This window comes from Acinetobacter sp. ESBL14, from assembly GCF_036668815.1.
GTDB lineage: Bacteria > Pseudomonadota > Gammaproteobacteria > Pseudomonadales > Moraxellaceae > Acinetobacter > Acinetobacter gyllenbergii.
The window spans coordinates 1-12,253 of record NZ_JAZEVS010000006.1 but is presented as its reverse complement, the minus strand read 5'-3'; the positions used below and the strand labels follow the sequence as shown (position 1 = coordinate 12,253).

At 37.9% G+C, this 12,253-nt stretch carries 9 protein-coding genes and 2 other RNA genes; 5 read left to right on the top strand and 6 right to left on the bottom strand.

Annotated elements, in window-relative coordinates:
• Positions 1-23: 23 nt before the first annotated feature.
• On the bottom strand, positions 24-659 hold the full coding sequence (locus tag V6E90_RS16795) for a UPF0149 family protein (RefSeq protein ID WP_332605986.1): 636 nt from the start codon (positions 657-659) through the stop codon (positions 24-26).
• A 66-nt stretch (positions 660-725) separates the two neighbouring features.
• Here V6E90_RS16795 and V6E90_RS16790 point away from each other — a divergent pair, with 66 nt between their 5' ends.
• The 5 genes from V6E90_RS16790 to V6E90_RS16770 all read left to right on the top strand — a co-directional run bounded on the left by V6E90_RS16790 (position 726) and on the right by V6E90_RS16770 (position 4,820).
• Entirely contained in the window at positions 726-1,280 is a 555-nt protein-coding gene (locus V6E90_RS16790; RefSeq protein ID WP_005272487.1) for a hypothetical protein, read from the top strand.
• Between the two features lie 2 nt (positions 1,281-1,282).
• Complete coding sequence (locus tag V6E90_RS16785; RefSeq protein WP_005272490.1) at positions 1,283-1,567, top strand: cell division protein ZapA; 285 nt, start codon at positions 1,283-1,285, stop codon at positions 1,565-1,567.
• 528 nt (positions 1,568-2,095) lie between these two features.
• Positions 2,096-2,284, top strand: a non-coding RNA gene (gene ssrS, locus V6E90_RS16780) — 6S RNA.
• Positions 2,285-2,418: 134 nt separating this feature from the next.
• A non-coding RNA gene (gene ssrS / locus V6E90_RS16775) (6S RNA) lies at positions 2,419-2,600 on the top strand.
• A 288-nt stretch (positions 2,601-2,888) separates the two neighbouring features.
• Positions 2,889-4,820 (top strand): molecular chaperone, encoded by a 1,932-nt coding sequence (locus tag V6E90_RS16770; protein ID WP_332605981.1) that lies wholly within the window; start codon positions 2,889-2,891, stop codon positions 4,818-4,820.
• A gap of 67 nt (positions 4,821-4,887) precedes the next feature.
• Here V6E90_RS16770 and V6E90_RS16765 read toward each other — a convergent pair whose 3' ends face one another.
• From V6E90_RS16765 to V6E90_RS16745, 5 genes are all read right to left on the bottom strand, one after another.
• A complete protein-coding gene (locus V6E90_RS16765) occupies positions 4,888-6,588 on the bottom strand; it encodes an Hsp70 family protein (RefSeq protein WP_332605979.1) in 1,701 nt (566 codons plus the stop codon).
• 143 nt (positions 6,589-6,731) lie between these two features.
• Positions 6,732-7,970 carry a putative solute-binding protein gene (locus V6E90_RS16760; RefSeq protein WP_016540447.1) on the bottom strand — a complete coding sequence of 413 codons (1,239 nt, stop codon included), beginning with the start codon at positions 7,968-7,970 and terminating at the stop codon, positions 6,732-6,734.
• A gap of 244 nt (positions 7,971-8,214) precedes the next feature.
• Positions 8,215-8,415 (bottom strand): hypothetical protein, encoded by a 201-nt coding sequence (locus V6E90_RS16755; RefSeq protein WP_004652606.1) that lies wholly within the window; start codon positions 8,413-8,415, stop codon positions 8,215-8,217.
• 439 nt (positions 8,416-8,854) lie between these two features.
• Positions 8,855-9,646 (bottom strand): trimeric autotransporter adhesin/peptidogylcan-associated protein TpgA, encoded by a 792-nt coding sequence (tpgA, locus tag V6E90_RS16750; protein WP_332605975.1) that lies wholly within the window; start codon positions 9,644-9,646, stop codon positions 8,855-8,857.
• 64 nt (positions 9,647-9,710) lie between these two features.
• Positions 9,711-12,253 (bottom strand): YadA-like family protein (locus V6E90_RS16745; RefSeq protein WP_332605973.1); only part of this gene is annotated, 2,543 nt, incomplete at its 5' end.

Genomic DNA, 12,253 nt, shown 5'->3' with positions numbered 1-12,253 from the left:
AAGAGCTTAAGGCACCGCCCGAGTTAACTCGGACGATGTGGGGTAAACATTTCTACAACCGTTTGCGGATCTGCTGCTTGATTGTCTTGATTTCTGCTTTTGGCGTGAAAGTTTTGCAATAAAGAACTTTCAGCAACAGGAATCTTGGTGCGGCCAATCGATAAACTCACGGGAATCAAGCGTACAAACTCATAGAGTTCCTGATAGCTTTCTTCGCCTTCTTCATCATTATCCGAGTCTTCAAACTCAACAGCTGCAACATCTTGTAAATGTTCAATCAGCTCTTGTTCTTCACCACGAATATGACCTGAAGCCAAACCAAAACCGAGGACTACGCCTGCGCACCAGTCCGCCAAGGCTTGCACACGATCTGCCAGTAAATGGCTATCATCTGGAAGCATAGGCAAGTAATCTAATTCGTCATCAGATAAAGCATGAGCAACATCTTCCGCTTCATCAGTCAGACTTTCCAATGCCTCTGCTTGTAAAGCAGGCACATTAAGGGTGTTTAAAATTTGTGACCATTCATCTGAGGTCGGCGCTTGTGTCACACAAACGATACCTGTTAGTAAACCGTGTAACTCACTTGGACTTGAAATTTCTTCAATCCCATCAAAATGGGCATTCCATTCCGTCCAACCTGAAATATCGTCTTGCATTCGTTTATCCAATCTCTATACTGCTGTATATATTACCTTTGATTGCAACTCTGTGCGACCTTCGTTATGTTAGAACAATTACAGCGTCTACAAGCGCATATTGGTGTTTTAAAAACACGCTTACATCACTTGGAGCGAGAAAACTCATCGCTCACCGAAGCTAAGCAATTAGCTGAAACTGACCATCATGCACAAGTTGTGCAGAAAAATAGCATCATCACGCAAAAGCAGGAAGAAGTTGATAACTTAACTGAACAACTGACTCAGTTACAAGATCAATTTAAACAACTGAATCAAGATGCAACAACTCTAGCGGAGCGTTATAGCCGTTTAGAGAAAAGCACCACTGATTTGAAAAACCGCTTCCAAGAAATTTTGGCTGAGCGCAATGACTTACGTGTGAATAAAGAAAAACTACAAGCACAGCAACGTCATAGCCAGCAAGAGATTCAGGATTTACAGCAAGATCGTGATCGTCTGTTGCAGAAAAATGAACTGGCTAAATCTAAAGTTGAAGCCATTATTCAGCGCCTTTCAATTTTAGGTACTGCACAAGATCAACATGCGCAAGAAATTCAGCAACTCGCACATCCGAATGCTGAAACCCAAGAGGAGACCTGATCATGAGTGAACCTATTGTTGTTGAGCTTCGCTTAATTGAACAGACCTTTCGTCTCAACACAACTGAAGAAAAACGTGAGGAATTAGAGCGCGCTGCGGAACTACTTAATCAGAAATTTCATGACATGCGTCGTAGTGCCCCACGAGTTGAACATAATAAACTGGTGATTATGGTCGCACTACAAATGGCTCAAGAAGTGTTTAGCTTAAATAAATCTTTGCAGCAGTATGCACATTGTGAACGTCTTTTAGAAACCATGCTTGAAGATGTAGAACAAAGCATCTAACTCTGGAAAGCCTGAAATATAAATTTCAGGCTTTTTTTAGCGCCATAGTACATATACCAGCCTTCTTTTCCGCCTTTATCTCATCGTCATTTTTATTATTTACTCAAATTCGCCTGAATTGAATTCCCGCTCTCAAGTCAATTCATCTATTTGTTTATTATTTAACATTCAGAAAAACAGCAATCACCCATCCATTTTTTGCCTAAACCACCACTCAAACAGGCACGCATATTATTAATTTAAGCTTATAAATAAATTTAGTAGAGTCATTACATCGAGGTGTCAATTCCTATAAGAAAATGCGCCACTAGATCAAGCACCATGATTTGATCAGATTTACTAAAATGCTACTAAATATAATACGTACAGTGCTCCTTTCTAAAAATTACGCCTATATAAGGGAGATCGAATTCTTCAAAATTTTTGTCAATTCAATTACTTCAATTGAATGTTTCAACTATAAACTTAAACTTACAAATTTCTCTATTTCTCCCTCTTGAGATGACCTTCATTTTTACTATAATTAAATCATCTCTGAGGTGTACGCCAGCTGGTCTGACTCCCCTGAGCCGTGAATTATTTCCGAATTGGAAAGCGTTTTTAAATATTGAGCGTGTATGCCTACCCTGAGTAGGAAACCCAGATGATATATAGCGCTTTCCACCTTGAACCTTAGTGTTCAAGGGTAAAGACATGCAGCGGCATTTTGGAGACCCATTTTATTTCAACAAATAATTGATCTCGCTTTAGATTTTATAATTCTATTAAACTTAATTTTCTAATTGTTAGTAAAACATACAAATCTCAATACTTTCCTCTTGTGGTCGGTGTTGATTTAACTATAATAGAAAACATCTCTAGGGTGTTCGCCAGTACGTCTATTCCCCTGCCGATACTTAAATTTATGGATGTGTTCTGTGTATTTTGAGTGTATGCCTACCTCGAGTAGGAAACCCAGTAAGTATGCGTCACCTCCACCTTGAACTCATCGGGTTCAGGGTAACGACCATGCAGCGGCATCTCTGGAGTACTTTTTTTACTATAAAAACAATATAGAAGTTGTTGTATTCAGATCCCATAAGTTTTATATCATCAATTATTCCTCAACTCTTTAAAATCGTATAAGAATTTTATTATAGCTATTGAATCAAATTACTGTTCAAACATAAACATCATTCTCCTAATCTATTAGGAATATTGACTTCAGCTTTATCTATAAACGATAAGGTCAGAGCAAAAAGCAATATGCTAGACTATACCTATATATTCTTTTGAATAAAATCTTTCGTAATTTATTAAAAACATATTTTGAGTACAACGAATGACAGCGTGGCAACGACTAGGTATTGAACCAACAGATAATCAGAGAGAAATTAAGAAAGCCTATGCAAAACAACTTAAATTAATCGATCAAGATACTCAACCTGAAGAATTTATTCGCCTTAGAGAGGCTTTAGAAACTGCACAGTTTGAAGCAGCATATGTATTCTATGAAGATGATGAAGTAAACGATATTATTGAGCCTGATTTAGAGAAATATGCCTCTGAAAATAGTGAGGTCTCTCCTAATGCGGATGAATTACAACTCGAAGAATCTTTAAAAAATCTAGAACATCATATTTCAACACAGGATATAAATTTTGATATCCGGAATGAATTGCTTCAATTTCATCACCAAATTCAAAACATTGCAGACCCGAATACCAGCATAACTTATAGCAATAAAGTACAAAATCTATTAAAGCAATATGATCTCGATGACTTTCTTTATATCTTTTCTGATCATGAGCCTCAAACTAATATCGCGCTCGACCTCTATAATGACGAGACAATAACTTCTCAAACAGTTCAAGAAGTTCCCCTTGAGTCTGATCATAGCATCGTAGCCGAACCAATTTTCATAACCCTCAACGAAGTAACAGATTCACTTTGGAATAAAGATATTAGTGATTCAACTTTCGAAAAATTTAAATATCTACTGAATCAGCAATTTGATATCCCTCTTCATCAACAAATTCAAATTAAGGATCAGTTAGTCGCGCCTTTGGCAGAAATAGACAGCAATAATTTACAACCTGAATATTTTCGTTTTCTTGAACTCTGGCACGAAAGTTATCCAGACGATATCCATCAATATGATCAATCGTATTACTCCTCTCTTTTGCAAGAAAAGTTGAATGATTATTTATCAAAACACTCGATCTTGAAACAATTAAAACCTGAGCAATATCTCGCACTTCAAGCATTAACAGGAGAACAAAAGCTACAGCCTTTCAAAATGATTAGTCTACAAAATCATCTCCACAAGATATATACCAACCTCACAACAACTGAAATTTTAAATCAACTTCAAATTTCAAGTGCACAAAACAATCCCAATTTTGTATTTTTAAAAAGCTTAAGTGAAATCAAAAAATTTAACCTTATTAATCTTATTTTTTCAATTGGCACATTTTATTTTGCATCGCTACTACTTGAAATAACACCCAAAGCAGGGATAGTTATATGTATTAGCTTGGTTACTATTGCCTTATTTATTTGTATTTTACAACCTATTCTTCATGCCAAAATCCTAGGTCGTCCCGATCAAGAAGAAACACTCATACGTTTAAGTAAAATTTGGTTTTTAAGTGGATTTATTCTTTGTATTGCAACACCTTGGTTTGCAGAAAGTCTGCACCAGCTTTTAAGTTATACTTGGCTTATATTCTCAGTCCTCTTAATTGGTGCTTTAAAATTAAATGCAGAACCACATCACAATAACCTGTTACAAAGTGCTGATTCTCAATTTGATCATTGGATTATAAATCTTGGCTTAATTGCGATTTGCATCGGCTTTTTCTTTGCAATCCTATCACTTGCAAAACCTGATCATTCATGGTTAGCGGTTTACAGTCTCATTCCTATCAGTCTATTATTACTTCCCGACTCATTCCGCCCCTTATTTTCGATCTTTGGCTATAATAAAGAGAATGACAATTTAACAGAAAATCAAATCTATTTTAAAAGTATAATGATTATCTTGTTTAGACTTACTTGGGTATTAGCTATTGGCTATTTCTTAATATCTGAGAATAATCAGCCCTTCATATATGCAAGTGGTCTTATTCTCACAAGTTTGCTTTTTGTTGGGATGAGTACAAAAAAAATCTCACAACTGATTCGGTATCTAGCTTTCACAGCCACATTTTTTACGATCATTATATTATTTATTGGATTAGATGCAGTTAAATATTTTTTAGCTAAAATTTAATTTAGATAAGCAACACATATCTTTCATGCCCCTTCTGATTTCCAAGAGTCGAAAGGGGCTAAATGTTTTAATATTCTTCAAACAAGCTCAAATCTTCAACTTCATTTAAGAAAGCTTCAAAATATTGACGAGCCTCACGAATCTGCCTTTCCTCTTGCAAATTCAAGACATGGTTAAATTGCTGCGTTCGCTCTCCAATCTGTAAGCGAATATCCCCAGTATATTCACTAAATAAACGCTCTGCACGTAATAACAAACTCTTATTCATTAGATTATCACGTGGATGAATTTTTAATTCCTGTAACTGTACGCGGGCCTGTTCAATCTGCTCGGCACTCATCACACTTTGATGATTAACCACTACTTTTTGAAGTTTTTCCCCTGTAGCAGGCACCTCTACATCGACATCTAGAATCCCGTTGGGATTATAAGAAAAACGGACATCTATCGACAATTGATCATCATTTGGTGGTAAAGGAACTTTTAACTCACCTAAAAACACGTTTTCTTTACACAGCCTGTGCTCACCCTGATAAATTCGAACCACAATTTCTCGTTGTCCCTTATGCATCGCAGTATACGTATTTACTTTACTGGCTGGGATTACTGTATTACGTTCTAAAACTGGTGAAAACTGATCATCGGCTCCTACAGCTAGCCCTAAGCTAAACGGACATACATCAGTCAATACAACTTCTTTGAGAGATAAATCCTTCGCTTTTAAACCTGCTTGAACACAGGCACCACGTACGATTGCTTCATCTGGTTGAATACTTGTTGAAGGAAAACGTCCAAATAGCTTTGTCACCATTTTACGCACAACAGGAATACGCGTAGCCCCTCCAACCATAATAATTTGGTCAACTTGTTGAGGTAAAATTCGCGCATCTCTTAAAGCTCGTTCTAATGGGCGACGTAAACGGAGTAATAAGGGCTCTGCCCAATGAGCAAATTCTTCTTGGGTAATTTCAAGTATTGCCTCTTGTTCTTTCCATTTGAAAGAAAACTGTGCTTTTGCTTCCTTGCTTAAAACATGCAAGCAATATTGGGCTTTAGCTCTTAGTGCAATTTCAATATCAAGTGGAATTGTATGTTCTGTAAAACCAAACACAGAAGCATGTTGTTTCCAATATTGTTTCATTAGGAGTTGAACGAAATCATCTCCCCCTAAATAGTTATCTCCAGCACTTGCGCGAACCTCAATAATCCCATCAAATAACTCAACGATTGAGACATCAAATGTCCCACCGCCTAAATCAAAAATAAGAAAACAGCTATCTTCCGTTTGCCCCAAACCATACGCTAAAGCAGCAGCTGTAGGTTCATTGATTAAACGACTTACTTTTAAGCCAGCAAGTTTAGCTGCCGAGATGGTTGCTTGACGCTGGATATCATTAAAGTAAGCAGGAACTGTAATAACCGCCTCATCTACTTCACATTGTAATAATTGCTCAGCATCTTGCTTTAAAGACTTAAGAATTAAAGAAGATAATTCGACAGCGCTAAAACTTTGATGACCTAGTTTCAATCGTTTAGATGTGCCCATTAAGCGCTTAAAACTGGTTAATACCTCTTGCCCACTTCCTCTAAGTTCTAATGCAGCCTGACCGATCAATATTCGACCTTGCTCATCCATTGCAATCGCAGACGGTGTCAATTTCACCCCATAAGGGTTTTCGATTAATTTTGATTGACCATTTTCAAAAATACCAACAAGTGAATTACTTGTACCTAGATCTATTGCAATTAAAGGTTTAAATTCTGTCATTTTTTATCAATAGTTTAAAAATATTAAATTTTAGACAATATTTTAATTCATATCTGAACAATTAGCGAGTTTTACAACAAATAGAAAAAAATCCCCTAATACATTAGAGGATCATCGTATTTTAGCAGCACGTTATCTAAAAATTATTCATCTTTCAAAGCACATTCATAGTTGCTTGGGTCTTGTGAACAACGAACTTGTTTCAACAACTTCATCATATCTTTATCGTAAAAGCCTTCCTTGGTCATTTGAATGCGTGCTTCGCGCATCAATCGAACATAACCAGGCTTATCACTTTCGTTTAACTTCAACCAAAATTTGTCTGGAATTTTTGCTTCAATCTTGTCAACAAATTCAAAAGCAGGATCTAACTGTTTTGAAATGACTTCTCGTGCGATTGAGCCCATCCCTGCTGGGAATTTATTACGATGCATAATCAGCGTCCCTGTCACTTGAATGACAGGAAATTTAATAATACCACCAACGGCTTTTCCTGATTTATCAGTCATGCCTTTTTGCAATTCTAGCGGTTCAAATAAAATGGCTGGACCTGCCATGATATCCACTTCTTTATTATTAAATTTACCACCCACTGTCACCAAATCAACTGACACAGGTTGTGCCCCCACATTTTGTACCAGTTTCTTTTGAGTTTCATCAAATTGGAACACCGCAACTTTCTTGCCTGCTGCTTTAGCCAAAGTATTTATATTACGATCCGTGACCATAATATAGGCTGCACCGAGGGGTACAATCCCAACCACCTCATAATCTTTGTTTACCATCTTTTCATCAAACTTTGGATTGGCCAAAACTTGAATCACAGAACTCAGTTGTTTATAGGTCTGCAAGGCGCCAATTGCATCCACACTGCCCACGAACTTATTAAACTGTTTTGCGCGCAGATTGCTAATCCCTGCACCATCACAACGTTTGCTACGGAAATCTTCGGTCAACACAGCTTCATTGGTATACACTTTCAGATTCACCAACGTGGACGCCTGTTTTTTCAATTTTGGATAATCAAAATCTAATTTAAATTGCAAATGTGAAGGACGTGTCACATTCATATTCACGCCAAATTGCTTGGCAACACGGACGATACTTGGAATTTCAGTAATATAACTAGTGGCCTGCTCAAAGGCTTCGCTATGTTCGCCATTCGGAGAGAACACACAGAGAGTGACCTGTTTTGGAATCTGTTGCCACGTTTTGGGATCATTCAATAATTGCTTAACTTTATTTTGTGAATGAGGAGAGAGACTTAAATCCAGTTTACCTTCAGGTGCTGCATAGCTTGTATTCACCATACCCCATGATGAAGCTAGCACACAGGACAAAAGTACAGGTTTTAAAAACTGTGTGAATTTATTATTTTGCATTGTTTGATCCATCCTTAGCGAGAGCGAGCTATTTCCCAATAGTCTTTATTCAATGTAAGAATAACGCATAGAAATAGAATTGACTGATTTTATTTGGATGGTGTCAATTCGGTCAAAGTTAGAACCATTACTCATTTTATAAAAATGAATAGCCCCATAAGATACAAACATATATTTCAACAAGCATTTGAATAATCTATATTTTTAATACTCTTTAATCATTTAAATGCTTGTTATTCTGCTCTTAAATAAATGACCAAATCACGTTTTCATCTTGTCGCTTTAATAGAAAACTGGTTTGATGATCATCCTCAACCACAATATGCTGATTCGAAATCATTTTTACTTTTAGTAAGGTGTCATTTTGATAAACCAAATCATTTTTGCCTTCTTTGGTTAAGACTAGCATCTGATCAAGTACAATCAATTTTTTTGATTCCAACATCATTTTACCCTCTAAAATGGTTTGCAAATACTGAGTATTTCTATCAAGCTGATAAGTTCAACTCATCCTAAATAGCAGCTCAATACATACGATTCATACGTAAAAAAATACTCACTTTAATTATTTAAATACATGAAACTGACATCTAAGCATGTTATCTCACAAGATGCATATTAGATTATTTTTTAAACAATATGCTGTTTTTTTGTCAGACAGTTCTCATAAAAACTCTTTACCGCAAGATCGATTTAAAAAGCTAAATCTATAAATAAAAATAAATAATATTAAATACTTAACTAGCTTTATATTTTCATTGTCTCGCTAGCGTTAAATTAGAAATATTGACCAATCATAAAAATAAATCATACTTATTTGAAAAATAATAAATTTTATTCAAAAAAAATGGCTACGTTAAAGTAGCCATTTTTTAGATTGTGTATTACCAACTGACATTCACGCGTCTATTTGGGGCTAAACAACCAACTAACTGGCGGTTTGCTTTATGCCCTGCACATTGTTGATATAAATCAGTTTGGCTATTGGCCTGAATTTGGATGCGATTTGCATCAACACCCTCATTCACCAACAACTTGGCAACGGTATTGGCACGCTGCGCTGACAATTGATGGTTATATGCAAACTTACCTAAAGGATCTGCAAAACCTGCAACAATCACTGGGCTATTCGATGGCGCTTGTTTAATCCGTTGCGCAATTGCAGCAACTGAACTTGAACCTTGTTCAATTGCATTGGCATTCGATCGATCAAATGCAAAAAATACACTTGATGATCGCAACGTATTTAGATTGGCATCAGCTGGAACTTGATTATTTGCCCCCCAAGCCATTAAACCTTCACATGCCTCACCTTTCCAAGATAAACGTTCAGAAAGCGTATCCTTATTAAAATCGATGCGTAACTGGCAACGTAAATAATCCTGACTATTCGGCTGACGGACATCTAATACATAGTTCCAAGTTTTAACAAAGAATAAACCTTCACTAAATTGAGGATTTCCCAAGATATGTCGAATTTGGTCTTTGGTTAAGCCAGTACCTAGGCGAGCAACATTGTCGTATTCATAACGCTGCACTTGTTTTAAATAGCTTTTTTCAACAGCTGGAAATTTGACTTCCTCTTGTTGAACCACGACCTCATCATCTGCCGCCATAGCCATCATTGCACTACTAGAAGCGATCCCGATAACCAATGCTTTTATCATGTTTTTCATATTTTACTCTCTTTATCGATTGGAGATGAGGAGAGCCTAAGGGCTCTCCTGCATAACGAGTCCCTTAGTCAATTACACCACTGATACCGATACGTACACTTGGATCACCTTGTGATGCTGCAGCGACACCGCCTGTGATTGACCAACGACCATTATCCGCAGTCTTACGCAAGGTTACGCCGACTGCATTTTCACCACCATGATAAGAAGCACCTGCTGCATAGGTATATTTACCTGCGATGTATGGCGCTGCTTCCAATGCCATTGCTGCGGCAATACCTGCATTTGCTTTTTTCTCTACATCCTCAATACGTTGATTAGTTGAGTAGAAGGCTTGCTCAAGTTTGTTGTCCAGGTTATCAATGCGGTTGCCCAAAGCTTGATCGGCTTTATTTAAGGCATCCACTGCACCACCAACATTGTTGTAGTCTTTACCTCCCACCGTGTAAGTAGGGTTAGTGAAACTATTGGTAATGTTATTATAGCCAGCTCCGCCACCTAAGAATTCAACAACTTTTTTGTTGGTTGCATTCAATTGAGAGCCGTTGATTGCGTCTTTCGATGCTTCATTAATTGCACCATCTTTGACACCCGTAACAACGCGATTACCATCGGTACCAGCAACATTAACTTTAGTGCCTCCAGTGTCTTTAGCAACGGTAACGTCAGCTGTACTATTCGCTTGTTTAACCAGACCCACCGTACCATTATTAATATCATTTTTAATGTTATTAATAGCATTGGTATTGTTGGTAATCTGCCCTTGCAAATTATCTTTAACTTGCGCAAGCTGACCACCATTCACAGCATCTTTAGAACCTTGCTCAACCTTACCATCTTTTACATTGGTAATCGTGGTTCCATCTGCTCCACCAAGGGTGATCTTGTCTTTTTTAGCATCGTCGTATTTCACTGCATTGTTAGCAAGCTCATTTACATTGTTATTCACATTGCTAATTGCGCTATCCAATTGACCTTTGTTCACCGCATCTGTCGCATTAACACCAGCCGCAACATTGGTCACCTGCTTATTGCCAGCATTGACACCTTGAGTGGTTACACTTGGGCCACCAGCAATAATAAGTCCTGTGTTGTTTAACACAACCGCATTGTTACCAATGGTGATTCCTGCATTATTCAGAACCGTATCACCTGCTTTCACAGAATCAACCGCTAAGTCTTTTGCAGTTTCCACTTCATAGTTATCTGAACCATCAGCATTTTTGCTCTTTTTCACAACAATGTTTTGACCATTGGTCACAGTCGTTTTCGATGTTGTTGCAGCAGAACCAATTGCCTTATCAAGTGCAGTCAACGCATCACCAACATTGGTTTGATTCGCTTGAGCCACATTATAAGTTGGACCTGTAATAGTACCGTCAGCATTGACTTTAGCACCACCACCCAAGCTATTTACCAGCGCAGTTTGGGTTGTTACAACTTGGTTACCCACAGCTTTCAACTGAGCAACGTTCACTGCATCTGCATCGGCACTACCCGCTGCAACACCAGTAATTTGACGATAAATACCACTCGCCTCATCACCTACTGCAACTGCACCTGTAGTTGAGGTTGTTTTCGAGATTGCTGCTTTATCAGCAGTTGTTGCAGCAGATAATGCATAACCCGCTACACCTGCTCCTGTTGTCGCCGCTGAACCGTTTCCTAACACAACTGAACCAGCTACTGTTTTGGTCACATTATTACCAAGTACGAAAGTATCATTTGTAAGCACTTGGTTATTGTTACCGACAGAATAGCTATTCGATCCATCAACGATGGTCGGGTCACCAATCGCACCAGAATGATCACCTTTCACTTTGTTGCCTGTACCAATACTGATTGATTGCAGGCCTGTTGCTTCAGCACCTTTACCAATTGCAATGGACTCTTTACCTGTTGCTTTGCTGTCATGACCAACTGCAAGCGCACTATCCGCACCGTCTGCAACAATTGCATTTACACCAACTGCTGTCGAGTTTAAACCACCTGCGCTTGAGTCATTGGTTGTACCCAAATCACCTTTAGATGTATCAGCATTGGTATGGAAGAATTTAATACCATCGGTATTCATCTTCTGTACTGTTTGACCAATGGTTAAGCGATCTGTAGTTTCTTGACCTTTTTTATCGTAGGTTAAGAACAATGAATCTTGGTTCTTGTTGTCAGGATTTTTGTTCACAATCTGATCAACAATATTCACCTTATTGCCATTACCATCTACAACTTCAGTAATATTGCTCGTAATCGCACTCTTCAATTGCTCTTCAGTCGCAGCTCGACCTTTGGTTGCAAAATCACTTGCTTTGATGTCTGTATTACTTAAGCCTTCAATGGTATTACTTGCTTTATCTACAACAACACTGCCTACAGTTACCTTGTCGAAATTCACATCTTTCGCTGTCGATACTTGGTAGTTGCTTGAACCATCTGCATTGGTGGTTGGAGTAACTACAACATTATCTCCTGCTGTAACCGTAGTTTTCGCTTTGGTTGCTGCATCTTTCACGCTGGTGATCGCGCCATCAATTGTGTTCGAACCTGTGCCACCAATGTTACTTGTGGTGATTGCACCTGTTGTCGAATCAATGGTCGTGTTGCCACCAA

Excerpts from the sequence above, each read along its gene's own strand:
- V6E90_RS16765 (WP_332605979.1), bottom strand. The coding sequence starts at position 6,588 with ATGACAGAATTTAAACCTTTAATTGCAATAGATCTAGGTACAAGTAAT.
- V6E90_RS16755 (WP_004652606.1), bottom strand. The coding sequence starts at position 8,415 with ATGTTGGAATCAAAAAAATTGATTGTACTTGATCAGATGCTAGTCTTA.
- V6E90_RS16770 (WP_332605981.1), top strand. The coding sequence starts at position 2,889 with ATGACAGCGTGGCAACGACTAGGTATTGAACCAACAGATAATCAGAGA.
- tpgA (WP_332605975.1), bottom strand. The coding sequence starts at position 9,646 with ATGAAAAACATGATAAAAGCATTGGTTATCGGGATCGCTTCTAGTAGT.
- V6E90_RS16785 (WP_005272490.1), top strand. The coding sequence starts at position 1,283 with ATGAGTGAACCTATTGTTGTTGAGCTTCGCTTAATTGAACAGACCTTT.
- V6E90_RS16795 (WP_332605986.1), bottom strand. The coding sequence starts at position 659 with ATGCAAGACGATATTTCAGGTTGGACGGAATGGAATGCCCATTTTGAT.
- V6E90_RS16790 (WP_005272487.1), top strand. The coding sequence starts at position 726 with ATGTTAGAACAATTACAGCGTCTACAAGCGCATATTGGTGTTTTAAAA.
- V6E90_RS16760 (WP_016540447.1), bottom strand. The coding sequence starts at position 7,970 with ATGCAAAATAATAAATTCACACAGTTTTTAAAACCTGTACTTTTGTCC.